This window comes from Mesorhizobium sp. L103C119B0, assembly GCF_000502235.1.
Classification (GTDB): Bacteria; Pseudomonadota; Alphaproteobacteria; order Rhizobiales; family Rhizobiaceae; genus Mesorhizobium.
Window position 1 is genome coordinate 468,557 of sequence record NZ_AYXE01000006.1, and the last position, 25,046, is coordinate 493,602.

Genomic DNA, 25,046 nt, shown 5'->3' on the forward strand with positions numbered 1-25,046 from the left:
GGACAGCGTCAGCGCTTGACCGATCGCGCCTCGGACGCGACCGATCTCCAGACATCGCAGATCGCGTCGACAAACGGTGCAAGCTCAAGCCTTTCCCGGTGCACCGCCATGGCGGCGGCGCCAAGCCGCGCGCGCAGCGCCGTATCCTCGACCAGCCGAGTTAACGCCTCGGTCAACGCCGCCACATCGCCGGGCGGCACCAACAGACCGGATTGTTCGTGGGTGATGATGTCCTCGACCGCGCCAACCGGGGTGGCCACGACAGCCAGGCCGGCCGCCATGCCTTCGATCACCGACATTGGCAGATTTTCGGCGAACGAGGGGAGCACCAGAATATCGGCCGAAGCGATCAGTGATGCGACCTCGTCAGGTCCCACCCAGCCCGGAAAAGCAATACGGTCGGCAATCCCTAGAGCGACCGACCTCGCTCGTGCCGGCTCGACCTCACCATCGCCGGCGATCGTGGCACGCCAACCCCTGAGATGTTTCATCCGCTCCAGCGCCTCGCCCAACTGCGGCACGCCCTTTCGCTCGCCGATGCGGCCGAGGAACAGGATGTGCACGTGATCGCCTCCGCCGACATGCGCCAGGGAAGGAACTGCCGTGGCGTTGGGAACGATGACAATATTGCCGCCGCTCGCCGGTGCCCGGCTGGCGACGAAATCGCGCCAAAGCCCCCCCAGGACAATCACCCGGCCGGCATGCTCGAACAGAGCCCTGATACGGCGGCTCATGAAACTATGATCGTCTTTCCAGAATGTCTGATACTGGGCCCCATGCAGATGAAGGACGTACGGTATCGACAACAGCCTGGCGCAAGCGGCGATCATCATCTTGCGATAGGTGCTGCCGGAGACCGATATATTGATGTGAATGACGTCGGCGCGTCTATCGAGGCGGGCCGCAAGCATCCGCGCGCAAAAACCAAGCATGTAGAAGATCGAAAGCCCGACATGTCCCGGGCCACGGCTGGAAAGAAAGCGCAGATCGATGTCGGCGATCTCTTGCCGTTCGAACTCCTGCTTCAGCGCCCCCATGATCCGGTCGATGCCGCCTTGTCCCGAAACGCCCGAGGGCGTTGCGACCAAGACATGTATTTTTCTATTGTGGGCGAGACGCTGCAACATGACACCATTTGGGTTGCGGATGCCGGGTGACCGTAAAGCAAAGGTTCCAAAAAAGGTTTACGACGAATCTTTTGGTTCAAACTGTATCCGTTCACCCTTTGCCGTCATCATGCTGGAATTCCCGTCGGTCAACGGTTAATCGACGGCAAATTTTCCGGGGACAACCCTTTGCTGCTCCGTTCCACACTCATCTATGGCCCTGCTATTCTGCTGACGCGGGTTTCCGCTCTGCTCCTGCTGGTCGTCATGACGCGGTTGATCGACCAGACCGAGTATGGCCTGCTGACCCTGGTGGTCACCGTGGGCGAAATGACGGATGTTGCCGTTACCAACTGGCTGCGCATTGCCTTGCTGCGGCTTGGTGGAAAAGGCGACGTCAGCCGTGGCAGCCTGATGCTTGCCGGACAGGTATTGCTTGCCACCACGGTGCTGGCCCTGATCATATCCGTGATCGCCTCCGCGGTGATCGTGCCGGAGCGCTGGATCGAATTTGCAATCGCCGTCTGCAGCTATCTGATTGCCGGCTCCATCAGCCGGTTCGCGTTGACGGTGCTGCAAATGCAGCAGCGTCATTCCCTCTATTCGATGCTTGAATATCTGCGCGGCCTGCTGCAACTCGCCTTGCCGATCGCCGCCATCCTTATCTTCCAACGCTCGTTTCTGACGGTATCGCTCGGCTCGAGCCTCGCCGTGCTGATTGCCGGCATCGTGGCGTGCGTTGTGGCATCCGGGCGCGTTATTGGCGGCCCGCCGCGCTTCACCCACAAGGAGTTTTTTGCCCTCGGCGTGCCCCTCGTCATCATGGCGCTGGTCGGTTTCGGTCTCAACAGCGCTGAACGCGTCTTCCTCAAGCTCTACTACGATGCCGGCGCGGTGGCTGTCTTCGCAGCCGCCTACGCATTGGCTCGGCAGCCGATCGATATGGTCGCCAACGCAATCAACATGGGCGCATTTCCAGAAGTGGTCAGCCGCTTCGACGACGAGGGATCCGAGGCGTCCGGGCGGTTGTTGTCGCAACTCATGGCCTTGATGATACGCCTTTGCCTGCCGGTCGCAGCAATGCTTATCGCGCTCAGCGGCGACATCACGCGACTCCTGCTGCCCGCGGAATATCATGGTCGCTTCGGCCTGCTGTTCCCGATCATCGCCTTCAGCGTTCTTTGTGCCAATCTCACAAGCTTCGTTTATGGCGTCGTGGTGCACGCACATAAGCGGCCGTGGTTGCTGATCATCGCCAATTCCTTCGGCTCGGTGGCAACGATTTCACTGTCTTTTCTGTTGATTCCCACCATGGCGGAGATTGGCGCGGCTTTGGCGTTGGCAGGGGGATCGCTGGCAGGTCTTGCAGCCTGCATCGTCATCGCCGAGAGGCTCACGCCGGTGCCGGTGCCCTGGCGCGACATCGCTGTCTCAGTCATCATTTCTATCTGCACCGGATTGGCCGCCAGCCTTGCCGGCACTGCGCTGGGCTATATGCCGGCGATCTTTCCGCTCGCGGCGGGCGGCGTCGCCGGCGCTGCGGCTTTCCTGGGACTGACCTGGTTGTTTCACCCCGCGGCCGTGACGCAGTTCATCGGCAAGCTAAGGGCACGGCTCCGGATCGCATAAATCCCGCGCTATGAGGCATGCTTGTCTGAAAGTCGCGAGCCTACGGATTGACGTTTCGGCGTCCCCGGCGAGACCAGAACTCACGCCACAGCAGCAGTGCATAGGCGGTGTTGGTATCGTAGTAGCGGCGCCACAAGCGTCGCGGCTCCTGGGCCACGCGGAACAGCCACTCCAGGCCGGCCGCCTGAACCAGTTTCGGTGCCCGGGCGACCTTTCCACCATAGACGTCGAAGCTGCCGCCCACGCCCATGACGAAACTCGGAGCGAGTACGTCGCGATAGCGCTTGAGAAAGCGCTCCTTGCTCGGCGTCGGCATCGCCACAAACAGGCAGTCGGCACCTGAAGCGTTGATGGCCTCGACGATCGCGGCCTCTTCGTCCGCCTTGAAATACCCATTGCGCCTGCCGGCAATGGCCAGGCTCGGATGATCTCTGGCAAGTCGGCTTTCAACTGCGTCGAGAATGTGCTGTTCAGCGCCCAGAAGGTAGGGGCGATAGCCACGCCTGGCGCACAGCGCAAGCAGGTTGATCATGACATCGACGCCGGTCACACGCTCCGGCAACTCGACGCCGCAGAGCCGCGCGCCCCAAAGCACGCCTTTGCCGTCGACATTGACCATATCCGCCCCGACGACATCCTCGCGCAGTTCGGCATTCTTGCGCATGTTCACAAGCTTGGCGACGTTCACGACAACATGATGAAGCGGCCGCCGCGTCGCCATCGCCTCGTCTGCGATGGCCAACGTCTCGGCCATGGTCAGCGCATGGATGGTCGCACCGAGAAACTCGCGGCGGCGTGATGCCAATAGGGAGTGTTGCGCCCATGCCGGGTCATGCGAGTTCATGCCGCTTCTCCGGTGCGAGCGAGAGACTGCGAGCGTTCCATTTCGGATTTCTTGCCTTCGATGCGGGCGTCGGGCTTGCGCGCCTTGCGCCAGGTCCACAGGCCCCGTGTGTCGACGAGCTTCTTGTCCTTGAGCGCTTCGGGATCGATCAGATTGAATTGTCGATGGTCGACCAGCAGGACGACGATATCGGATTGGTCAATAGCGGAAAGTGCATCGGTGAACATGACGCCGCTGCCCTCGAGTTCGTGTGGCAACTGACGCGCATTGGGCTCGGCAGCGACGATCTTGATATTGGGAATCTTGGACAGAAGCTTAACAACCTCGACAGCCGGGCTCTCGCGCATATCGTCGATATTGGGTTTGAAGCTGAGGCCAAGACAGGCGATCGTCTGCTTGCGGGTCGGGTCGAGCAATGCCTCGATGTCCCTGACCACCGACAAGGGTCGCTCGGAATTGATGCGCCGCGCCGAACTGATCAGCCGCGTATTGTTCGGTGCGGCGTCGATGATAAAATACGGATCGATCGCGATGCAGTGGCCGCCCACGCCCGGGCTCGGCTGCAGGATGTTCACGCGAGGATGCCGGTTGGCGAGATCGATTACCTCCCAGACATTGAGGGACAGATCCTGGCACACCGCCGCAAGCTCATTGGCGAAGGCGATATTGACATCGCGGAACGCATTTTCGGTCAGCTTAACCAGTTCCGCGCTTTCGGCCTGGGTTATGAACAGGTCGCCGGCGACGAAGCTTGAATAGAGTGCCGCTGTCCGCTCCGAAGACTTTCGGGACAGTCCGCCGATCGAGCGATCGTTGTTGATCAGCTCGGTCAGCACCTTTCCCGGCAGCACGCGCTCGGGAGAGTAGGCGACCAGGACGTCAGCTTCCTCGCCATGCGCGACGGGAAATTTGAGATCGGGTCGCAGTTCCGCGAGCAGCGCTGTCATGACGCGCGTCGTACCGACCGGCGATGTTGATTCCAGCACCACCAGGTCGTCCCGTTTTAGTACCGGAGCGATGCTTCGCGCTGCCGCAAGCACGTAGCTGACATCCGGCTTGCGGTCCGGGGTGATCGGAGTTGGAACGGCGATAATATAGGCATCGGCCGGCTGAGGCGTGCTGAATGCCTTGAGCTTGCCATTGGCGACAACTTTCTGGATCAAACCATCCAGGTCCGGTTCGATGATGTGGATTTCGCCGCGGTTGACCTTCGCGACCACCGCCTCGTTGATATCGACACCGATGACATCGAGTCCGCGGCTGGCAAAAATGGCGCAGGTCGGCAGGCCGATATAGCCCATGCCGATAACGGAAACGGTTTTGATTTCAGCCATGATTCAGCAATTCCTCAACGATCCGGGTCGCAGCTTGGCCATCGCCGTATGGGTTGTGCCTCTCCGCCATGCCGCGATAGACGCTCTCATCATCGAGCAGGCTATTGGCATTGGCCAGAATTTTTTCGATATCGGTACCGACCAGCCGGGCAGTACCAGCGGCGATCCCTTCGGGTCGCTCCGTGTTTTCCCGCATCACCAGCACCGGCTTGCCGAGTGAAGGCGCCTCTTCCTGCACGCCGCCGCTGTCGGTCAACACCAGGTAGCTCTGTTTCTGCAGGTACAGGAACGGCAAATAGTCCTGCGGGTCGATCAGGTGGATGTTCGGCACCGTCCCGATTTCGGCGTCGACCACGGAGCGCACATTCGGGTTGGGATGGACCGGGTAGATGATCTGCACATCCCTGCGCGCCGACAATGCCTTCAGCGCGGTGCAGATTCTCTGGATGCCGCCATCGAAATTCTCACGGCGATGACCGGTGACGAGGATCATTTTCTTGGTCGGATCGATGAAGGGGAAACGAGCGGCGAGCTTGGCGTTCATCAGCTCGTCGGCATCGATCTCGCTGGAGAAATGCAGCAGCGTGTCGATCACGGTATTGCCGGTTACGAAGATGGTGTTCGCAGCCTTTCCTTCGGCGATGAGATTGTCGCGCGCCTCGGTGGTCGGCGCAAAATGCCAGGTGGCGATGTTGCCGGCAATCTTGCGGTTCAGTTCCTCCGGAAAGGGAGAGTTGATGTTGTGGCTGCGCAATCCCGCCTCGATATGGGCAACCGGAATGCGCTTATAGAAGGCAGCTAGAGCCGCGGTCATCGCGGTGGTTGTGTCGCCCTGGACGATGACGATGTCCGGCTTCGCCTTCTCCAGCACCCCCGCCATTCCGAGGAGCACGCGCGAGGTCACGTCGAACAACGTCTGACCTGGCTGCATGATGCTAAGATCGTAGTGCACCGGCAGGCCCGTCAGTTCAATGACCTGATCGACCATCTCGCGATGCTGGCCCGTCACACATATTTCCGTGGTAAAGCCCGGATGGGCAAGCGCGGCGCGCGCCACCGGAAAACATTTGAGCGCCTCCGGCCTCGTGCCGAACACGATCAGCAGTTTTCGCCTTGCGGGCAATTTCGGATGTGAAACGGCGTTCATGGTTGACCCTGGTCACCGAAAGCGTGCGCGCCCGGCTGATATGTGCTTACAGCCTAACAATAGCGCCCTGAACCGCCTTCGTATTCAAAAAAATTAACGTATGATTAACGCTAGAGTCCGCAGCCCCCCTTGGGCAACCCTTGCCAGGAACAGTGGGGAAAGATACCAAAGCAAAGCCATTTTTTGCTCTAACGAGAATAACTTGGGTTGACTAATATTTTAATCATCGGCCACGCCGTCGCATCCCGGCGCTGGGAAAATGAGCTTTTTAAGCGGTTGGATGCGGCAGGTTACGTGGTCTCGAGTTGCAACGCGCCGGCGGCGGCGCCAACCGCTCGGGGGCTGGACACTGTCTTGGCGATTGAGAGCCGGCGTTTCGGTCCCTCGCTGGCGGGCCGGTCCGAGCCGCTGCCGCCCATCGATCGCGGCCCTCCGGACCTCGTCATAGATCTCACTGCCAGCGCAACGGGGCAAGGCGCGCCAGTCCTGAGGCTCGAATTTTGCGGCCGCAACAGCTTTCCAGCCGGCGTTGCCGCAATGTTGGCGAGCGGACAATTGCCTGAACTTGGCGCTCGCCTCGATGGCGTTGTCGTAGCCCAGGCTAGACCGATGCTGGCAGACAGGCTCTGGCTATCTCGAAGCTGCAACGACCTGCTCGCCGGTGCCATGTCGCTGATCATGCAAACCGTCGCCCGCTTCTTTGCGGGCAAGCTTGTGCCGGTAAGCGACAACCCGGTGCCGATCCTGAAGAACGACAGTTTTGTTCGACACTATGTGCCCTTTTTTGGCAGGGCTTTGATCGATCGCGCCGTGCAAAAAATCAGGCGGGGACGACGCCCCTTCTATTGGCAGGTTGCCTATCGGGTGATCGACGGACCAGGCATCGCCGAAACCGGGCAACTCGACGGCAAACCGTTCACAGTCCTGCGGGACGATGGCCAACGCTTCTATGCCGACCCGTTCGTCTTCGAGGCCGACCGCCGCCATCATCTGTTTGTCGAGGAATTCCCCTACGCGACGAGTCGCGGCGTGATTTCCGTCGCCGAGCTCGGTGACGATGGCACTTTCGGTGTTCCAAGGGTTGTATTGGAGGAAGCGCACCACCTGTCGTATCCGCAGGTGTTCGCACACGATGGCGAGATTTTCATGATCCCCGAAAGTGGTTCGGCTCGCGAACTTGTGCTCTATCGCGCCGCGCAGTTTCCCGACCGCTGGGTCCGCGACACGGTGCTGATGACGGACAGGGATTTCAACGACGCGACGCTGCTCGAATCCGACGGTCGCTTCTGGCTGGTTGGAACGGAGCGGTTCGGCTACGGCAGCGCGTCGGACACGATGGCGGTCTATTGCGCACCCTCGCTGCGCGGGCCATGGGTCGCCCATCCGCTCAATCCCATTGCCGTCGATCATTCGGCCACCCGGCCGGGCGGCGCCTTTATCCGCCAGGACGATGCCCTGGTGCTGCCGGTGCAGAACGGATCGAGGGCCTATGGCGGTGGTCTGGGGCTGATGCAGCTTGAGCGACTCGACGCGTCAGACGTCCGCTTCGCCTCGCCCCGGCCGATCGGCGCGGGTCCAGCATGGGCACGCACGGGCATTCATACGCTTAACCGCGCCGGCAATGTCGAGGTCGTGGACAGCGCGGGCTGACTGAAGCGCTGAAAGCCGTGAGCGTCCCGTTGCGTGACCTGCTTATTTGTTCTCCGTGGCAATATGAGGAAGCGGTGTGTTTCTCGTCTTCCTTCTGCCGTTCAGGGTCTGAAGAATCGGCTTCTCGATCATCTCGTAAATCACCAGACTGACGAGGCAGGCTGCCACGATGCTGACCACCGACACCAACAATACCGTTGTCGGATGCTCGTATCCGACGGTGCGTCTGGCCAGGTACGCCACAGCGCCGATCACGAAGATATGCGACAGATAAAGCGCGTAGGAAGCGTCGCCCAACTGCTCGAGAAGGCTCCAGTGCTTGAGTTTCGGCTCCAGATTGAGGCTGAGATGAAGCAGGCCCGCCGCCCACATTGCTTGTCCCGCGAAGCTGATCTGACCCAAGAGCGGCGTACCGTCATCGACGAATGAAAGCACCACGCCTGCAGCGGTCATTACGCCGAATATCCAGGCATGGCGTATGTCGGAAGTGAAATCACCGTCCAAATAGCGCCGCCCTATCCACATACCGATGACGAATGCCACCGGAGAAGGGTTGAGATAGAACTGGATAACAGGGTTGGTGGGAGCCAGCCACAGCCCGGCTATCCACATCGCAATGAAAAAGACCGTCAGCACAAATACGCGCGAGGTCACGGACAGGAATGCGAACACCGCAAAAGCGATATAGAAAAATACCTCGTAATTAAGCGTCCAGCCGAGTGAAAGAATTGGACTGGCGCTATCCCGTCCAGGCGCTTCGTGAACAATGAAGAGGAGCGACTGAAGATAGTGGGGCCATGTAAAGACGGTCTTCTGGAAGAGACTTGGCGCGAGCGCCGCCAGAACCGCGGCGAGGCTGGTGAAAAGCCAGTAAAGGGGGATGATCCGGATTGCTCGGCGTTTCAGGAAGGTGGCAGCGGAAAACGGACCATCTCCCGTAATATGGACCATTATGAAACCGCTGATGACAAAGAACAGAACGACGCCCAGGCGGCCCGCCGTCACAATAATCAGATTGTCCACGCCAATCTGATAGGAAAAGGCGTGTGCGAACAGAACCAGCAAGGCGGCGCAGGCGCGAAGATACTGAATCGAATAGAATTTCTTCACCTTGATCTCCTGCGCTTTGCCGGCGCCTGATGCCATTGTGCCGTCCACAGGCAGCGCGTCGGGCGCCGTGCAAAGCATCGCCATCAATACGACCGGCCAATTAAGTGTGGGTTACCGAGTTCACGAAATAGCGTGAATCCGGCTGCCGATGCATGTCGCGCAAGTACATTGCGTGCATTCGTTCCCACGCGGCGCACTTTGGTGAGACTTCAATGAGCGGTGTCCGGCTTTTCGGCAAAGCTGACATGTGGCGGCCCATGCCCGGCATCGCCACTGTTAAGATCGGGTTATCCATATTCCTTTACGTTCGTGCAGGAAAATGTACCCGGGGTGCGTTCGTCCCCTGCCATCTCAATCGCAAGCCGCAACGCTGGTCGGATAATCGTGAGTGTCACCCCCACAGAGCAACAGTTCGTGACCGCGCAGGCCAGCCGCCAAGACGCCCTCACACTCCTGTTCTTTCTCCTCGCGGCCTTCGCTTTCCTGCTCCGCTCGACCATCTCGCCGCAGTTGATGAATATGGTGATGTCCTATTCGACGGAGGGGGGGTCGTTTCCCGAAAAGCTGCATATCGGGACCTATGCCATCTTTCTGCTGCTTGTCGTCATCGCCACAACCCGGCCAATTCGGCTCGAAGGCGATGAAGTCAGGCTGTTCAAGGCGACATTGTTATATTCGCTGCTGCTGTTGTGGCTGGTGCCTTATCTCTTTGTGATAGGCCGTGCCGGCTCGGCCGGCTTCATAATCGATTCCTATCTGGTCTCTTGTGCCGCGGCGATGATCATGCTTGCCCTGGGTGACCATGTGCGCAGGGCGCTTGGCAATGTCATCGTCGGCATGATTGTCCTCAGCGCCATCATCGGAACGATCGAGGCCGTCACCCAGCATCGATTCCTGCCCTATCCCCTCGTTGAGCTGGACTTTCGGCCGATCGGACTGTCGGCCCATCCGCTGGCGCTGGGCGCGCTTTGCACCACCGCCATAGGTTTCGTTGCATTGACGCGGTGGCGTATCTGGGTGTGCGCGCTTTGCATCTTCATTCTCTTCATCGGCACGGCCGCTTCGGGCGCGCGCACCGCCCTGCTGCTCGCTTGCGGCGAGATCCTGTTCCTGCTCGTGTTCCTGCCTTGGCCGGACTTGTCACCCAGACATCAACGCCAGGCCAAACTCCTGGTGCTGATGCTGACGCTGGCCGGTGGCGCCATACTGATTGCGATACTCTCTTCGGCGGGGCTGCTGAACCGCTTCAGCAACACGCTCTTTGATCAAAATTACGACGCGCGCGTCAAGATCTACGATGTATTCAAGTTCGTTGAATGGAGGGACATCCTGCTTGGCATGAATCCCAACGAGTTGTTGAAGATCGTCAACGAAAAGCTCAACCTCCCCTTCATCGAAAGCACGCCGGTCGTTCTTACGCTTTTGTTTGGCCTGCCGATCGCCTTGCTCTTCGCGTTTGCTTTCTTCCGGTTCCTTTTCAAGCTCCTGCGCAATACGCCTCGGGCCGCCCATATCGCAGCGGCCGCGTCCATTCTCGCGGCATTGTCAAACAATGCCCTCTCTTCGAAGGCGCCGGATATCATGCTGCTCGTCATCTTGTTGCTCGCTTATCGAAAGCCGGATGGGCGCCAAACCGGCACGCCCCTTCAAGGCCAACCAGCATCAACAGCGACATGACGCCAAAGCCCGCTCCTTGTGGATGCCCTCGCAACGACCTCTTGCATCTTCCATTTGAAACGCCTGCGCGCTTTGCCAGGCTACGACGGGCGTGGCAGAATACCGACCAAAGGTGGATAGATCGCTGTTCCGGAACGCGCCTGACACGCCTGGAAAATGAAATGTTAACGATGTTTCCGTAAAGCAGGCTGTGCGTATTGAATATTAAAGGGTTAGCATGATGTCCGCCGCTTCCGGTCCTCCTCCAACCGCGGCCGCCGCCGGCATTAGCCCCTATGAACGGATCGAAAATGCGCGGCGCGCCAGCCGGCCAAAGCCGCAACAAACCGCGCCGATCATGGCACATGCGGCGGCACCCGCTGTAACGTCGGCCCCTGTAACGTCGGCCCCTGTGTCGCCTGCACCCCTGGCGCCGCCTGTATCCGAGCCCGTCACGACGGTGACGCTCAACAAGATCGGAACCTTTCTCGAACTCGATTTCGGGCGTCTGTTTGTCTGGCTGCGCGCCGGCCTCGCTCTGGTATGCCTGCTGGCAATCGTCGGCGGGATCGTCGGCGGTGCCTACGCTCTGCTGAGCAAGCAGCGCTACACCGTGACCACGGACATCCTCATCAATCCGGCCAATCTTCAGGTTGTTCCGAATGATCTTTACCCGCAATCGGCCCAGGTCGATGGACAGTTGCTCAGCGCGCGCAGCAAAGAGCGAATCTTGACCTCGGGCAGCGTGCTTTCACGTGTTGTAGACGATCTTGACCTGGCCAGTGACCCGGAGTTCTTCGACGCGGACCGTAGCCGCACAGGGACGGACGGCGCCAAACCCGATCCAAAGCTTACCGCCCTGAAGAACCTGGCGGAACGGGTTAGCAGCATCGCGGATGAAAAGTCGTTTGTCACGACCTTGATGGTATCGGCGGAAACCCCCGCTAAGGCGATCCTGATTTCGCAGGATATCGTCAAGACTTTCCAGGAAGAGCTGGCCAGCGCCGAGGCTTCCGGCGCCAGCCGTGCCGCGGCCGCGCTGGACGGGCGGCTGGGCCAGCTCAAGAGCGATGTGCAGGCGGCCGAAGAGAAGGTCGAGGCCTATAGGCGCAGCCACAATCTGGCCACCAGCAATGGGCAGCTTGTTTCCTCGCAAACCATGACCCAGCTCAACGGCCAGATCGTGGAGACGCAATCGCGCGTCATCGCCGCGCAGGCAAGTTACGACGCCCTGCTTGCCGCCGGCGCAAACGGCACCAATTCCGGTCCCGCCACGTCGGAGGCGCTTGTGGCGCTGCGCGCAACGGCCAACGGCCTGCGCCAGCAGATCGATTCGCAGTCGATGACCTTTGGCCCCCGTCATCCGTCGATCGTCAGGCTGAAGACGGAGTACAACACGGTCAGCGCGCAACTCAGCGCCGAATACGCGCGCACCCTGCGCCTGGCGAAGGTCAATCTCGATGCCGCCAAAACCTCGTCGGCCTCCCTCAATGCCAAGATGAATGACTTGAAGGGCAACGTGTTCTCGGATAGCGATTCCGAGGTCGCCTTGCGTGAGCTTGAACGTGACGCCGCGTCGAAGACGGCTATCTATGAGAGCTTCCTGTCGCGGGCACGCCAGATAACCGAGCGCGAACAGATCGACAGCACCAATGTGCAGGTGATTTCCACCGCAGTGCCGCCAAAGGGCCGTTCATGGCCCCCGCGCACCGTCGTGATGATCGGCCTGGGGGCCATTGGCGGCATGATCCTCGGCATGTTGCTCGCCATTACCCTGGGTATCGTGCGCGACATGCGGCTTCCGCCGAACCGCCCGGATGTCATTGCCAGCCGCGCCTGAAATGGCGAAGCGGATTGTCTTTCACATTGCCAGCCTCAGGGGCGGCGGCGCCGAGCGTGTATTCGTCCTGATGGCGAACGAGCTGGCATGGCGCGGCCACAACGTCACGCTTTTTACCTGGAACGCGCAGGGGCCCAATGCCGCCCTGCTTTCGCCTGCCGTGCATCTGGTCGATTTCGGCCTCCCCATTCGCGGCGAGGGTTATGGCAAGTGGGCGACATTGAAAGGCATCGTGCGAAGCGCGGGCCTGCTTGGCCGCCTTTCTCCCGACGCGATCTACAGCGCCCCGGAATTCGCCAATCTGGTCGTGGCGCTGGCGCTTTCCCTCGCGCGAAGCAGGGCGCGGTTCTTCCCGAGTTTCCACGCCGCCGCCTCACTGCCTTCCGGCAGCCTTGGCGCGAAAATGGCGGTCTGGCTTTCGGCCCTGGTTGCGGCCCGCGCCACCAGGGCCATCGCGGTTTCTGAGGGTGTCGGCGGCGATCTTGTGGCCCGAGGCTTCCCGAAATCCAAGGTCGTGGTCATCAACAACCCGCTGCCGCCGGCTGCGGCATCCCAGCAACGCTCCTACGCCTGGCAGGCAGAGCTCGCGGCGATGGGCGACGGCCCCATCATCATCACCGCCGGACGCCTGGTGCCCGTTAAGGATCATTGGACGTTGCTGCGGGCCTTCGCTGTGCTGCGCGCCGGCCGCCGGGCCCGGCTTGTCATCTTCGGCGAGGGTCCGCTGGCCGACGAGCTGCGCGCCTATGCCGAAGAATCCGGTATCGGCGCAGACGTTCTGTTTGCGGGCTATGTCAATGATCCGGCGGCGTGCTACGCCGTAGCTGACTTGTTCGTCCTATCATCGACCAGCGAGGGCTTCGGCAATGTTCTGGTCGAGGCCATGGCAGCGGGGATTCCGGTGGTCTCCACGGACGCGCCGCACGGCCCGCGCGAAATACTTGATGACGGCCGCTTCGGCGCCCTGGTGCCGGTCGGCGATGCCGCGGCCCTAGCAGTGGCGATGGCCGGAATGCTCGACCAGCCGACAACCGCCGCGATCCTGAAAAGCAGGGCGGCGGATTTCGAAATTGAAAAGATCGGAGACCGGTACGAGGCGTTGCTCTGAATTAGCGCATGGATCGGCTTGCGGCGGCACAGGAATTCGCCATTGATGGGACAGGACGCCGCCAACATAGGCCGGTTACTCCCAATCCAATCATGATCTTTAACATCAATTTACCCGGAGTTGGTAACAACAGGGAACCCGCGTTTTATCCTCAGGATAGGGATTTTCCTTGCCGCAGCATCACAGCCTTCCTGCCGGCCGTGCAAACGATCGCAATTGGCCGCGATTGCACCGCTTCATGCGGGTTGAGCTGGAACTCGCGCCTGACGTCCTGGTGCCGCGAGCCGAAACGGAACTGCTTGGCCGGACGGCCGCGGCCATTCTTGGCGAACAGGCGCACGAAACGATCCTGATCGACATGTGCTGCGGCAGCGGCAATCTTGCCGTGGGCATCGTCAGCGAATGTCCTCGGGCTCGGGCATGGGCGGCGGACCTGACCGACAGCACGGTTTCGCTTGCCCGCCGCAATGTTGTGCGCCTCGCCCTGCAGGACAGGATCAAGGTCCGGCAAGGCGACCTATTTGCCGCGATCGAGGGTGACGGCCTCCGCGGCGCTGCCGACATGGTTGTGTGCAACCCGCCCTATATTTCCTCATCCCGTCTCGATAGCGAAAGCGCGCATCTGTTGGAGAACGAACCTCGGGAAGCTTTCGACGGCGGCCCTTACGGTATTTCGATCCTCCAAAGGCTGGTCCGGGATGCCGCAGCTTTCCTCAAGCCAGGCGGATGGCTGCTATTTGAGTTCGGCGAAGGTCAAGATCGGCAGATAGCAACCCTTTTATCGAGAACGAAATCCTACGAAACCCCAACCTTTGCCGTGACGGCCGACGGCCAGCCCCGTGTCGCCATGGCGCGCAAACATGGTGGCCGGGTTCCCGGAACCGGGAGCCCGGCGTGAGCGTCGTCCGCGCCCTCGATCAGGCCGACCTTGCGGCCGTCGCGGGCATGTTTCAACGCATGCTGCGCAAGAAGCGGGGGCCAGCGCCGGCCTCCCTCGTCGATTACATGAGGCGGTTTTATCTGGACGCACCCGACTGGGGCAGCGGGCTCCGTTCGCTTGTCCATGTCAATGACGCCGGCCAGGTTTCCGGGTTCGTCGGCGTTCATGCGCTGCCAATGAAATTCAACGGCCGGCAGCTCTACGCTGCCATCTGCAGCTCGCTGATGGTCGAGGATCACGAGACCGATCCGATGGCCGGTGCCCGCCTGTTGAAGGCCTTCCTCGATGGTCCGCAGGACATCTCCTTCAGCGAAACCGCCAATGATACGTCCGTGAAATTGTGGACGCGGCTTCGCGGCGTTGTGCTGCCGCAATACAGCCTTGACTGGGTTCGCGTGATGCGGCCGGCGACCTTCATGCTCAGCCTTTTTGCCAATCACATGAAGCTTGCCTGGATGTTCAACCCGCTCGCCCGGATCGTCGACCGGCTCTACCTTCGCAAAATGAAGGGCAGTCAACGACGCTGGACCGGCGTCATCGCCAACGCATCGAGCCGGGGGGCATTTCGGACCTCCGAGATCGACAGCGGCAGCTTTGCGGGGCTGCTGGAGCCGCTTTGCGCCCAGTTTCCGCTACGTCCGCAGTGGGCGGAAGGTCAGCTCAACCATATTCTGGGCGATGCGGCGCAAAAGCCGGATTTCGGAGAGCTTGTCTGCGTGTCGGTGGCATCGCCGAACGGCGCCAATGTCGGCGCTTTCGCCTACTACGCTCGACCGGACGGGATCGGCCGCGTGCTGCAGGTCCTCGCTCTTCCCGGCCAGGCCGGGCCGGTGATCGATTGCCTGGTCGAGCATGCCGCCCGGCGCGGTGTCTCCGGCTTGCGCGGCCGCGTCCAGCCCGCGCTTCTGGAGGCCATGCTTGTAAGACGCATAGCCTTCATACCGGTCGCCTCGACCGTCGTGCATTCACGCGATCCCGAGCTTCTGGATGTCATGAAGAACGCGCAGGTCTTTCTGAACGGGCTTGCGGGCGAGCAGTGGAGCCAGTTGATCGGCGGCCGCTTCACCTGAAGCGTTCCGCCTAGAGCAATTCCAGGAAAGGGTGCGCGGTTTCCGTCCGGAATGGCATAATGCATCAGGTCAGGAGCCGACTTCGTCCACGCCGTCAACGAGCTGCGGGCGCAGGTGCAGATAGCGCGTCGCCTTTCGCTTGGCGGCGATGTCGGCCCAGACGCGTTCGATCTGTGAGGCGGCCAATCCCGCCGCTTGCCCTACCACCTCGGCGGACACGCCGTTGTTGAGGCCGTAGAGACACAGATCCATCCGATCGTAAGGCAGGGAGAAGTAGAATTCTTCCTGCGTCTGCGCCAGCGAGTAGGTGTCGGTGGTCGGCGGCCGGTTGCGGACCTCTTCCGGAATGCCGAGATAGGCGGCTAGCGCATAGACCTGCGTCTTGTAGAGATGCGCGATCGGCTTGACGTCGGCGGCGCCGTCGCCGTTCTTGACGAAGAACCCCTGGTCGTATTCCAGCCGGTTCGGTGTGCCGAGCACGGCGAAGTTCAGCCGGTCGGCATGATAATATTCGAGCTGCTTGCGGGTGCGCTGCTTCATGTTGGTGGCGGCAACGATGCCGAGATAGACTGCCACCGGCATCCGCAGTTTCGTCTGCTTGCCTTGCGGGTCCTGCACCACCAGCGACGAGATGTTGTAGCCCTCGCCTTCGAGCACGTTCGCGATCACGATCTTCGAGGCCCAGCCCTTGCCATAGTCCGGGACCAATTCGCGGATGAAGGCGTCGCGGCGTTCATAGCAGCCCATTGCCCGCAGGGTCGGCCCGATATCCTCCACAACGGCCTCGACGCCGAAAGTGTCGGCGACCAGATGGCCGAGCCGCAGGCTTTCGGGGTCGGAATCGCTTTCCGGCATGAGGACGCACAGCACATTCTGGTGGCCGACGGCCCGCGCGGCCAATGCAGCCGAAACGCTGGAATCTATACCGCCCGAAAGACCAAGCACGAGGCCGCGTTTGCGAATGCCGCGCAACTGCTCGCGCAGGGCCGCCACGATCCTGTCCGTTTCCGCGGCGGGATCGATGGCCAGGGCTTGGGTGAGGGCCGGCGCATCCTGGGTTGAGCCGATGTTCATTGCTCGGCCTCCATCATCTCAGCCGCGAGCCGGCGGCTGACCTTGCCCGACTCCGTCTTCGGCAATTCGCTGCGGAACTCTATGATTTTGGGGACCATGAAATCCTCCAGGTGGCGCGCGCAGTGACGAATGATGTCCTTTCCGCCAAGCGCCGGGTCGGACCGCACGACGAGCGCGCCGATCGCATGCCCCAGCACCGGATCCGGCACGCCGACGACCACCGCTTCCGCGATACCTGGATGGGCGTGGAGCACGGCCTCCACTTCCTTGGGGGCGACCTTCTCGCCACGCGTCTTGATGATGTCGTCCTTACGCCCGACAAAATAGAGAAAGCCGTCCTCGTCGGTCTGGAACAGGTCGCCCGTATAGAGCACCTTTTCCCAAGGGTTAGGCCCCGGCCGGAGCGCTCGTTCCGTCGCGGCCTGGTTGCGCCAATAGCCCTGCATGACGTGCGGACCGCGGATGACGAGCTCACCCGCCACGCCCGCCGGCACGCGTTGTCCAAGGTCGTCGACGACAAAGGCTTCCGTGTTGGGGATGGCTATGCCGACCGACCCTGGCCGGCGGTCAAGTTCCTCGGGTGGCAAATAGGTGCAGCGCTTGCATTCGGTCAGTCCATACATCGAATAGATCCGGACGCCGGGCAGCAGCGAGCGCAGGCGTTCTATGTGGGCTGGCGGCAAGGCGGCCGCGGTGTTGGAAATATAGCGGAGGCTGGGCAAGAAACCCGGCGCCAGATCACGCATCTGCAGGATCATCGCCGCCATGGTAGGCACCAGCGGAAGGCCGGTGACGCCCTCTTTGCGGATGCGTTCGAAGATCTCGTGCGGGAAGGCGAAGGACTTCTCGAGCACCAGCGTGGCCCCGAGCCTGACTGCCATCAGCAACTGGTAGAGGCCATAGTCGAAGGCAAGCGGGAGGACGTTCAGGATGATGTCGTCCGGCGCGTTGCGCAGATAGGTGGCGATCGACCCCGCGGCGGCGTCGCAATTGCGATGCGTCATCATCACACCCTTGGGCCGGCCGGTCGAACCTGACGTGTAGATCAGCATCGCAAGGTCGACGTCGATGCCGCGATGGTTTACCTCCGCGCCATCGAACGTCAGGCAGTCAGTCAGGGACGCGGCCCCTGCCGGGCATTGCCCATCGGCCCCAGGGGTGGAAGCCACGAAGATGCCGGGCTTGCCTTGCGATGCGCAGGCTTCGGTGACCACGGGCATCAGCTTCGCCTGCGTCAGGACCGCCCTGGCGTCGCAATCGGCGATGACGTAACCGAGCTTGTCGGCCTTTGTGGAGGGGTTGACCGGACTGAAGGTCGCACCTGCCTTGAGTGCGGCAAAGATCGATACGGCGGCCTCCCAGCAATTGTCCATGAAGATCAGAACGCGGTCGTCGCGCCTGATCCCATTCATGAAGAGAGCGGTGGCCAGCCGGCTCGAAAGGTCGTCGAGTTCTTCGTAGCTCAGCCTTTTGCCCTTGGTGACCAATGCCGTCTTGGCCGGGTGGGCAGCAGCCTTCGCCACCAGAAAATGCTCGATCCGCACGGGACGTTCCTCGCCGTTGGCGCTTACGCTGCCAGCGTTTGTGCTCTCGCCTCGATGAAGGACGAGATGCGGTCAAGCGAGTCCAGGTTGGCCGGAACGATGTCGGCATCCACCATCGCGATGCCGAAATTGTCCTCGATGAAGGCCACCAGCTCAAGTACCGCAGTCGAGTCGATAATGTCGTTCTCGATCAGCGAGGCTGAATCCGACAGTTTGTAGGAGGTGTCGCCGAACAGGAAGTTGTCGACGATAAAGCTTCTGACCCTGTCCTTGATTGCCGTCATCATGTCTTTCCTTTTCCTCGCCGTCTCAGGCCGCTCTTGCCGCGCCGACCGCTTGGCCGGCGAAATTCTTCTGCCACAGCTGCGTCGACAGAATGCCGACGAAGGCGGCGTTGTCGCGAAATCCGGTCGCGGTCTCCATGCGGCATTTCTCGTGGAGCTTGGCCACCGCCTTGGCGTTGAACAGGCCGCCGGCGGTAATGCTCGCCTCGCCCAGGCAGTCACGAACATAGTCTAGTTCCTCCGCCCCGACGAAGGAGCGGGCCTCCGGGGCGCGGTAAGGTTGCTTGGTGCGTTTACCGATCGCCGCCGGAAGGTGGTGCCTGGCCACCTTGCGCAATATGTGCTTCTCCATCAAGCCTTTCAGTTTCATCTCCGGCGGAAGTCTTGCCGCGAACTCTACCACGCGATGATCCAGGAAAGGAAACCGCCCTTCGATGCCGTGCGCCATGGCCATCCGATCGCCTTGGCTGGAGAGGATGTAGCCGGGCAGGAGGAAGCGGGTTTCGAGATATTGCGCCTGATGCAGCGGATGCCATAGGGAAAACGCCTCGGGTAGGCGGCTGGTCAGCTCTTCAGCTGCGTCATAACCCTTCAACGTCGCGCGCAGGTCGCCGGAAAAGAAGATTTTCGCCGCCGCCGTGGTCTTGAAGCGTGGCCGATGCGAGAACAGCGGATCGTCGAGGGCAGCGTTGCTGGTACCGAAGAAGGCAGCCAGATACTCCACCGATTGCTGTTGCAGGCCCGGCAGATACGGGTAAAGCCGGCGGAACAGCTGCGGCCTTATGCGCGATGTGGGCTGCCGCCCGCAGAACCGGCGGACACGCGCCTCCTTGAAGACGTCGTAGCCGGCGAAGACCTCGTCGGCGCCTTCACCCGTCAGCACCACCTTCAGGCCGGCCTGGCGAACCAGCGCGGACAATTTGTAGAGTGGCGCTGGCGCCGTGCGGATGATCGGCCGCTCGGCAAAGCGGATGACCTCAGGAAAGACGCTGGCGATATCGCGGGCGCCGCATTCTATGGCGTGGTGGCGCGTGCCGAGCGCCGAGGCCATTTCGGTCTGAAAGGCGCTTTCGTCATGCTCGGCGCTGTCGAAGGTTACGGAAAATGTCTCCAGTCTCCGAGGAGTCATGCCGGCGGCAAGCGCCGAAACAAGCGACGAATCGAGCCCTCCGGAAAGATAGGAACCGACCGGCACGTCGGCCCGCATGCGAAGCCTCACCGCATCGGTCAGAAGGGCTTGCAATTCCTCTGCCGCGTGGTCCTCGTTCGTGATCTTCGACGGCTCATCACGATGCGGATAGTCCAGGTGCCAGTACCGTTTGACCGTGACCTGCCCCTGCGCCGCGATCATCACACTTGCCGGTTCCAACTCGTGGATATTGCGGAACGCCGTGCGCGGAGCGATCGGCGCCCACAGCGTAAAGATCTGATCCAGCGCAATCGGATCAATTTCAGCGGAGACGCCCGGGACCTTCAGCAGGGCTTTGATCTCCGAGGCAAAGTAAAGCACCCCGTCCTTAGTTGTGTAGAACAGCGGCCGGACACCCATGCGGTCTCGTGCAAGCACCATTCGTCGCTGCCGATTGTCCCATATCGCCAAGGCGAAATCACCGTTCAGGAGAGACAAGCAGTCTTCGCCCATCTCCTCATAGAGCTGAAGGATGACCTCTGTGTCGCTCGAGGTCCGAAAGTGTCGGCCCTTGGCGATCAGCCCTTCGCGCAGTTCTATGTAGTTGAAAATCTCGCCGTTGAACGCAATCGTCAAATTGCCGGCCTCGTCGGACATCGGTTGCTGGCCATCTCCGATGCCGATCACCGACAGCCGCGCATGCCCGAGCCCGGCATCGGGTGCTACGAATTTCCCTTGCTCATCCGGCCCACGATGGGCAATTGCGGCTACCATGTGCGTGAGCAAAGCTTCCGCATCCCGGATTGACCCGAAATAACCCCCGAATCCACACATCCCTTGAACTCATATTGAACGCTAAGGTACGGAACATAACCTCGATAGTGGCATCTGGGGTTAATCCGATATTTTCACCGAGCATGTGGTTAACAAGAAGTTTGCCACGATGTGGTCTTCGTGGCTAGGACGCGATGGCTCTCCATCACCTCGCGGTTGCGGCCGTAATAGCCGGAACGATAGCCCTGGCTCGCTCTAGGCCTTTTGTCCGGGTTGGCATGGCTGGACACGGGCGGCTAAGGCTGGAAATGTGATTGCACGTCTTCGCTGCCGGGGGGCTGGCCGGAGGACGAGGAGGATGGCGCTGAATTTCGAATATATTGCCGGCCATCCGGCGCTGCACCGTCATGTCGAGGCGCAGTCGAAGGCGTTGCTGCATATCTATGAAACGAGCCCACGCCTGGCCGCCGTGTTCGCCACGCAACAGCGCTGGTTGCTGGCTCACACTGGCCTAGCCCTGCATTTCGCCCGCGACCCGCGCGATCCCCGCACGGAACTGACACTGGCCCGCTTCATCGATGCCGTGCTTCACTATTCCGTCGCTAGCCGCAACACGGCCGAAGCCTTCATCAAGGAGATGCTGTACTATCACATCATCGAATACCTGCCGCACACCGGTGACGGACGAGCCCATCCCTTTCAGGTGACGGCAGCGACGCTGAAGGAATTCGACGGCTGGGTGGTTGCGCATCTGCGCACGCTCGACGGTCTCGACGGCGGCAACCGCCTCGCCGCGTTTCTCGAGCAGCACGGCATGATTTCCAGGCTGCAGCCGCTGGTGGCGGAAGGCCTGCTCTCCTCCAACCCTGTGCGTGAGCCCAAGCAGACGTTTTCGCTGTTCATCTGGCTCAACAATGGCGGCATCGTCATGGATTGGCTGATGTCCGGCATCGATCCCGACAATGCCGCCCTCGACCGGATCCCGACCAGCGTGGTTTCGATCGGCGAATTCGCCAGTTGGCTAAAACTCTCGCGCACCCATCTTGCGCGCAAATTGCGCGACGCCGAAAAGCTCGGCAGCGTCGGCTGGCTGGGCCGGCGCGGGCATTCCGTAATGTGGGTCTCGAACAGCTTCTACCAGGAATACATGACCGTGCAGGCCGCCAAACTTGCCGTCATCGATGCCGCGTTCGAAGCCTGCCGACCGGCGTCGCCGCACGCTGGCTGAACGTTCGGCGCAGACGCTGTTGCGCAGCCGATCGTGCCGACCACGAGGACCCGTCCGGGCGCAGGGCCGAGGTGGCCTTTCCGCCGTCGGGATACGGACATCTGGACAGCGGGGGCGAAGCCTGAAAGCGGAACGATCCGCGCGAGCGGCAGCGATCCGCCCGACGGGTTCGGGTGGATCAACTGGTCAAAAGCCGGGCGCAGCATCTCAATCGATGTCGAATGACACGCCCTGCGCCAGCGGCAGCGCCTTGGAATAGTTCACCGTGTTGGTGGCGCGGCGCATATAGGCCTTCCAGGCATCGGAGCCGCTCTCGCGCCCGCCGCCGGTTTCCTTCTCGCCGCCGAAGGCGCCGCCGATCTCGGCGCCCGACGTGCCGATGTTGACGTTGGCGATGCCGCAATCCGAACCATCGACGCCGAGGAAGCGCTCGGATTCCTGCAGGTCGCGGGTGAAGATCGACGACGACAGTCCGGCGCCGACCGCATTGTGCTCGTCGAGCACGGCATCGAAATCGGAATATTTCATCACGTAGAGGATCGGCGCGAAGGTTTCTTCGGTGACGGGAGCCACCTGCTTCGGCATTTCGACCAGCGCCGGATGCACGTAATAAGCATCGGGATGGCCATTCTCGACCCGCGAACCGCCGGTCAGCTTGCCACCGTGAGCGGTGGCTTCCTTGAGCGCCTTCTGCATGGCGTCGAAGGCCGCCTTGTCGATCAGCGGCCCGACGAGCGAAGACGTCTCCAGCGGATTGCCCACCGAGACGCTCTCATAGGCCTTCTTCAGCCGCGGCAGCAGCGCGTCATAGACGCTGTCATGCACGAACAGGCGCCGCAGCGTCGTGCAGCGCTGGCCCGCGGTGCCCATGGCGCCAAAGGCGATGGCGCGCAGCGCCATGTCGAGATCGGCGGTCGGGCAGACGATGCCGGCATTGTTGCCGCCGAGCTCGAGCACGGCGCGCGCAAAGCGCTTGGCCAGCCGCGGGCCGACATCCCGGCCCATGCGGGTCGAGCCGGTGGCAGAAACCAGCGCCACCTTCGGGTGGTCGACCAGGATCTCGCCGACGGAGCGGTCGCCAATCAGCACCGGTGCCAGGCCCTGCGGCGCATCCGCGCCGAAGCGCTTGACCGCGCCGGCAAAAATCGCCTCGCAGGCGAGCGCCGTCAGCGGCGTCTTTTCCGAGGGCTTCCACACCACGGCATCGCCGCAGACCAGCGCCAGCGCCGCGTTCCACGACCACACCGCGACCGGGAAGTTGAAGGCCGAAATGACGCCGACGACGCCGAGCGGATGCCAGGTCTCCATCATGCGATGTCCCGGACGCTCGGTGGCGATAGTCAGACCGTAGAGCTGGCGGGAAAGGCCGACGGCGAAATCGCAGATGTCGATCATTTCCTGGACTTCGCCGAGGCCTTCCGACGGGATCTTGCCGACCTCGACCGACACCAGCCGGCCAAGCTCGGTTTTGTGCGCGCGCAACTCCTCGCCGAGCAGCCGCACCAGTTCGCCGCGCCGGGGACCCGGCACCATCCGCCAAACCTGGAACGCCGTGTGCGCGGCATCGATGGTCTTGGCCGCATCGGCCGGCGAAATCGTCTTCAGCGCCGCGATCTGTTCACCCGTCACCGGACTGCGCACGACGAGGTCGCCGCCGGTCAGCGCGTCCTTGGCCACACCCAGTTTCGCCAGAAGTTCGGCCGTTTCCTTCGCTATCGTCATTTTCATCCCTTTCAGATCCGCTCGCCATCATAGGGCGGCGGTCGAGCCTTGGCGCCATTATCGCCCGCATGCCGCAGGCGCTGTCATGGCGTGCCATTACTCGGTTCAGGGGAAAATCGCCACCCCGGCATGGTCCAAGCCGGGATTGCACGATTGAGCCAGAGGAGAAACAGGCTTAGTGCGCTGTCTTCGCCGGCGCCTTCACGGCTCCGTCTCGCATCAGCCGGTCGATATGCATGCGGATATGGGCGGCTTCCGCTGCCGTGTTGGCCAACGCAATGGCGCGATCGAAGGCGACACGCGCCTCTTCGCCACGGCCGAGCTGCATCAACAGACCGCCCTTGAGGCCGAAGAAGTGGAAATAGCCGGACAGCCTCTCGCCTAGCGGCTCTATCATGGCAAGGGCAGCTTCCGGCCCGCGCACCTTGGCGACCGCAACGGCACGGTTCAGCGTCACCACCGGCGAAGGTTGCATCGCCTCCAGCAGGCTGTAGAGCAGGTCGATCTCTGTCCAGTCGGTCTCCTCGGGGGTTGCCGCCCGCGCATGAAGGGCGGCGATCGCCGCCTGCACCTGGTAGGGTCCGGGCTTCTGGTGGCGCAGGGCCTTGTCGACCAGCGCCAGGCCTTCGTCGATCATCTTGCGGCTCCACAGCGAGCGGTCCTGGTCGTCGAGCAGCACGATCTCGCCATTCTCGTCGAAGCGGGCCGGCGCGCGCGCATGCTGCAGCAAAAGCAATGCCGTCAGGCCCATGATCTCCGGCTCGGTCTGGAACAGCCGCAGCAACAGGCGAGCCAGCCGGACCGCTTCCTCGCAAAGCGGCGCACGCGCCGGCGCCTCGCCGCTGTTGGTGGAATAACCTTCGTTGAAGATCAGATAGACCATGGCGGCGACGGCGGCGANGGGGGGGAGCCGCTCCGAGCGCTCGACCGCGCCGGGCGTCTCGAACGGCACGCCGGCATCTGCAATGCGCGCCTTGGCGCGCGTGATGCGCTGTTCCATGGCGCTTTCGCCGACCAGGAACGCACGCGCGATCTGTTTGACGGTGAGACCGGAGACGATGCGCAACGCCACCGCGATCTGCTGCGTAGGCGGCAGATCCGGATGGCAGCAGATGAACAAGAGCCGCAATATGTCGTCGCGGTAGTGGGCGCCGTCCAGCCGTTCGGCGATATCGCTCTCGGCATCTTCGAGGTCCGAGATCTGGTCCTCTTCCGGCATCGGCGCCTGCTTGGCGCGCTTGCGCACCGCGTCGATGCCGGTATTGCGGCCGACAAAGATCAGCCAGGCCGCAGGATCGCGCGGCGGCCCGTTCTGCGGCCAGTTCTTGAGTGCCCTCAGACACGCGTCCTGGAAAGCTTCCTCCGCCGTATCGAGATTGCGGAAATAGCGCAGCAGCGCACCCATAGCCTGCGGGCGGGCAGCGCTGATCGCCGAGCTTATCCAGGCGAGGTCTGTCATGTGGCTACTCTGGTTGGGTTGAAGACGGAAACCGGTCGGATCTCATAGGATCCGCCGCTGGGATTAACCTCGGAAAGCTCGCGCGCGAACTCGACGGCCTCGTCGAGATCGGCGCATTCCAGCGTGTAGAAGCCGAGGAACTGTTCCTTGGTCTCGGCAAACGGGCCGTCGATGACGACCGATTCGCCCTTGACCTTGCGCAGCGTCGTCGCGGCGGTGGTGGGCAAAAGCCGCGCCACCGGCCCAAGCCGGCCGGCTTGAGCGTATTTTTCCTGCACATGCATGAGCTTTGCCATGACCTCGTCATCCTGTGCCTTGCTCCAGGAGGAGACGACATCTTCGGAGGCATAGCAGAGGATAGCGTAGAGCATGGGAGGTCCTTTTCTGTCTCAAAGGAC

The 25,046-nt window shown here is 61.8% G+C and carries 20 protein-coding genes; 8 read left to right on the top strand and 12 right to left on the bottom strand.

The window, feature by feature from the left end:
• Positions 1-8: 8 nt before the first annotated feature.
• On the bottom strand, positions 9-1,127 hold the full coding sequence (locus X728_RS153770; protein WP_031195420.1) for a glycosyltransferase family 4 protein: 1,119 nt from the start codon (positions 1,125-1,127) through the stop codon (positions 9-11).
• Positions 1,128-1,295: 168 nt separating this feature from the next.
• Here X728_RS153770 and X728_RS153765 point away from each other — a divergent pair, with 168 nt between their 5' ends.
• Positions 1,296-2,735, top strand: a complete 1,440-nt coding sequence (locus tag X728_RS153765) for a polysaccharide biosynthesis C-terminal domain-containing protein (RefSeq protein WP_023831502.1) — start codon at positions 1,296-1,298, stop codon at positions 2,733-2,735.
• Positions 2,736-2,775: 40 nt separating this feature from the next.
• On the opposite strand, the gene X728_RS153760 is transcribed toward X728_RS153765, so the two are convergent.
• From X728_RS153760 to wecB, 3 genes are read right to left on the bottom strand one after another with little or no spacing between them, the layout of a single operon-like run.
• Positions 2,776-3,579, bottom strand: a complete 804-nt coding sequence (locus X728_RS153760; RefSeq protein WP_031195422.1) for a WecB/TagA/CpsF family glycosyltransferase — start codon at positions 3,577-3,579, stop codon at positions 2,776-2,778.
• A complete protein-coding gene (gene wecC / locus X728_RS153755) occupies positions 3,576-4,913 on the bottom strand; it encodes a UDP-N-acetyl-D-mannosamine dehydrogenase (protein WP_023686301.1) in 1,338 nt (445 codons plus the stop codon). Before wecC ends, X728_RS153760 begins: the two co-directional genes overlap by 4 nt.
• Positions 4,906-6,060: a UDP-N-acetylglucosamine 2-epimerase (non-hydrolyzing) gene (wecB, locus tag X728_RS153750; RefSeq protein WP_023831503.1), complete on the bottom strand. Its 1,155-nt coding sequence runs from the start codon at positions 6,058-6,060 to the stop codon at positions 4,906-4,908. The genes wecC and wecB overlap by 8 nt, the downstream gene beginning before the upstream one ends.
• A 666-nt stretch (positions 6,061-6,726) precedes the next feature.
• Between wecB and X728_RS0135045 the strand changes: the two genes are divergently transcribed.
• Entirely contained in the window at positions 6,727-7,710 is a 984-nt protein-coding gene (locus X728_RS0135045; protein WP_023831504.1) for a hypothetical protein, read from the top strand.
• A gap of 42 nt (positions 7,711-7,752) precedes the next feature.
• Here the strand turns inward: X728_RS0135045 and X728_RS1000000167810 are convergent, their stop codons facing one another.
• On the bottom strand, positions 7,753-8,856 hold the full coding sequence (locus X728_RS1000000167810) for an acyltransferase (protein ID WP_196815074.1): 1,104 nt from the start codon (positions 8,854-8,856) through the stop codon (positions 7,753-7,755).
• 378 nt (positions 8,857-9,234) lie between these two features.
• Here X728_RS1000000167810 and X728_RS153745 point away from each other — a divergent pair, with 378 nt between their 5' ends.
• The 5 genes from X728_RS153745 (at position 9,235) to X728_RS153725 (ending at position 15,434) form a co-directional block, all read left to right on the top strand.
• Positions 9,235-10,497, top strand: a complete 1,263-nt coding sequence (locus X728_RS153745; protein ID WP_023831506.1) for a VpsF family polysaccharide biosynthesis protein — start codon at positions 9,235-9,237, stop codon at positions 10,495-10,497.
• Positions 10,498-10,714: 217 nt separating this feature from the next.
• Positions 10,715-12,316, top strand: coding sequence for a Wzz/FepE/Etk N-terminal domain-containing protein (locus X728_RS153740; protein WP_245266133.1), 1,602 nt, complete (start codon positions 10,715-10,717; stop codon positions 12,314-12,316).
• A gap of 1 nt (position 12,317) precedes the next feature.
• Complete coding sequence (locus X728_RS153735; protein WP_023831508.1) at positions 12,318-13,424, top strand: glycosyltransferase; 1,107 nt, start codon at positions 12,318-12,320, stop codon at positions 13,422-13,424.
• Positions 13,425-13,662: 238 nt separating this feature from the next.
• Entirely contained in the window at positions 13,663-14,322 is a 660-nt protein-coding gene (locus tag X728_RS153730) for a HemK/PrmC family methyltransferase (RefSeq protein ID WP_023747185.1), read from the top strand.
• On the top strand, positions 14,319-15,434 hold the full coding sequence (locus X728_RS153725; protein ID WP_023831509.1) for a hypothetical protein: 1,116 nt from the start codon (positions 14,319-14,321) through the stop codon (positions 15,432-15,434). Before X728_RS153730 ends, X728_RS153725 begins: the two co-directional genes overlap by 4 nt.
• Positions 15,435-15,503: 69 nt before the next feature.
• Here X728_RS153725 and nadE read toward each other — a convergent pair whose 3' ends face one another.
• From nadE to asnB, 4 genes are read right to left on the bottom strand one after another with little or no spacing between them, the layout of a single operon-like run.
• Positions 15,504-16,508 (bottom strand): NAD(+) synthase, encoded by a 1,005-nt coding sequence (gene nadE / locus X728_RS153720; RefSeq protein WP_023831510.1) that lies wholly within the window; start codon positions 16,506-16,508, stop codon positions 15,504-15,506.
• Positions 16,505-18,052 carry an AMP-binding protein gene (locus tag X728_RS153715; RefSeq protein ID WP_023831511.1) on the bottom strand — a complete coding sequence of 516 codons (1,548 nt, stop codon included), beginning with the start codon at positions 18,050-18,052 and terminating at the stop codon, positions 16,505-16,507. Before X728_RS153715 ends, nadE begins: the two co-directional genes overlap by 4 nt.
• 23 nt (positions 18,053-18,075) lie before the next feature.
• Positions 18,076-18,339: an acyl carrier protein gene (locus tag X728_RS153710; protein ID WP_023671787.1), complete on the bottom strand. Its 264-nt coding sequence runs from the start codon at positions 18,337-18,339 to the stop codon at positions 18,076-18,078.
• 22 nt (positions 18,340-18,361) lie between these two features.
• The gene (asnB, locus tag X728_RS153705; protein WP_023831512.1) at positions 18,362-20,299 is read right to left on the bottom strand and encodes an asparagine synthase (glutamine-hydrolyzing); all 1,938 of its coding nucleotides are present in this window, start codon (positions 20,297-20,299) and stop codon (positions 18,362-18,364) included.
• 298 nt (positions 20,300-20,597) lie between these two features.
• Between asnB and X728_RS153700 the strand changes: the two genes are divergently transcribed.
• Positions 20,598-21,467, top strand: coding sequence for a hypothetical protein (locus X728_RS153700; RefSeq protein WP_023814580.1), 870 nt, complete (start codon positions 20,598-20,600; stop codon positions 21,465-21,467).
• A gap of 207 nt (positions 21,468-21,674) precedes the next feature.
• Here X728_RS153700 and X728_RS153695 read toward each other — a convergent pair whose 3' ends face one another.
• The 3 genes from X728_RS153695 to X728_RS153685 form a co-directional block, all read right to left on the bottom strand.
• A complete protein-coding gene (locus tag X728_RS153695; RefSeq protein ID WP_023735004.1) occupies positions 21,675-23,189 on the bottom strand; it encodes an aldehyde dehydrogenase family protein in 1,515 nt (504 codons plus the stop codon).
• A gap of 175 nt (positions 23,190-23,364) precedes the next feature.
• A complete protein-coding gene (locus X728_RS153690) occupies positions 23,365-24,648 on the bottom strand; it encodes an RNA polymerase sigma factor (protein WP_023831513.1) in 1,284 nt (427 codons plus the stop codon).
• The gene (locus X728_RS153685; RefSeq protein WP_023725131.1) at positions 24,645-25,019 is read right to left on the bottom strand and encodes a YciI family protein; all 375 of its coding nucleotides are present in this window, start codon (positions 25,017-25,019) and stop codon (positions 24,645-24,647) included. Before X728_RS153685 ends, X728_RS153690 begins: the two co-directional genes overlap by 4 nt.
• Positions 25,020-25,046 lie beyond the last annotated feature (27 nt).

What these genes read in the sequence shown, in the direction of transcription:
- X728_RS0135045 (WP_023831504.1), top strand. Translation starts at nt 6,727, where the DNA reads ATGTCGCTGATCATGCAAACCGTCGCCCGCTTCTTTGCGGGCAAGCTT.
- X728_RS153740 (WP_245266133.1), top strand. Translation starts at nt 10,715, where the DNA reads ATGATGTCCGCCGCTTCCGGTCCTCCTCCAACCGCGGCCGCCGCCGGC.
- nadE (WP_023831510.1), bottom strand. Translation starts at nt 16,508, where the DNA reads ATGAACATCGGCTCAACCCAGGATGCGCCGGCCCTCACCCAAGCCCTG.
- X728_RS153770 (WP_031195420.1), bottom strand. Translation starts at nt 1,127, where the DNA reads ATGTTGCAGCGTCTCGCCCACAATAGAAAAATACATGTCTTGGTCGCA.
- X728_RS153710 (WP_023671787.1), bottom strand. Translation starts at nt 18,339, where the DNA reads ATGATGACGGCAATCAAGGACAGGGTCAGAAGCTTTATCGTCGACAAC.
- X728_RS153735 (WP_023831508.1), top strand. Translation starts at nt 12,318, where the DNA reads ATGGCGAAGCGGATTGTCTTTCACATTGCCAGCCTCAGGGGCGGCGGC.
- X728_RS1000000167810 (WP_196815074.1), bottom strand. Translation starts at nt 8,856, where the DNA reads ATGGCATCAGGCGCCGGCAAAGCGCAGGAGATCAAGGTGAAGAAATTC.
- X728_RS153700 (WP_023814580.1), top strand. Translation starts at nt 20,598, where the DNA reads ATGGCGCTGAATTTCGAATATATTGCCGGCCATCCGGCGCTGCACCGT.
- X728_RS153730 (WP_023747185.1), top strand. Translation starts at nt 13,663, where the DNA reads ATGCGGGTTGAGCTGGAACTCGCGCCTGACGTCCTGGTGCCGCGAGCC.
- X728_RS153760 (WP_031195422.1), bottom strand. Translation starts at nt 3,579, where the DNA reads ATGAACTCGCATGACCCGGCATGGGCGCAACACTCCCTATTGGCATCA.
- X728_RS153685 (WP_023725131.1), bottom strand. Translation starts at nt 25,019, where the DNA reads ATGCTCTACGCTATCCTCTGCTATGCCTCCGAAGATGTCGTCTCCTCC.
- wecC (WP_023686301.1), bottom strand. Translation starts at nt 4,913, where the DNA reads ATGGCTGAAATCAAAACCGTTTCCGTTATCGGCATGGGCTATATCGGC.
- wecB (WP_023831503.1), bottom strand. Translation starts at nt 6,060, where the DNA reads ATGAACGCCGTTTCACATCCGAAATTGCCCGCAAGGCGAAAACTGCTG.
- X728_RS153695 (WP_023735004.1), bottom strand. Translation starts at nt 23,189, where the DNA reads ATGACGATAGCGAAGGAAACGGCCGAACTTCTGGCGAAACTGGGTGTG.
- asnB (WP_023831512.1), bottom strand. Translation starts at nt 20,299, where the DNA reads ATGTGTGGATTCGGGGGTTATTTCGGGTCAATCCGGGATGCGGAAGCT.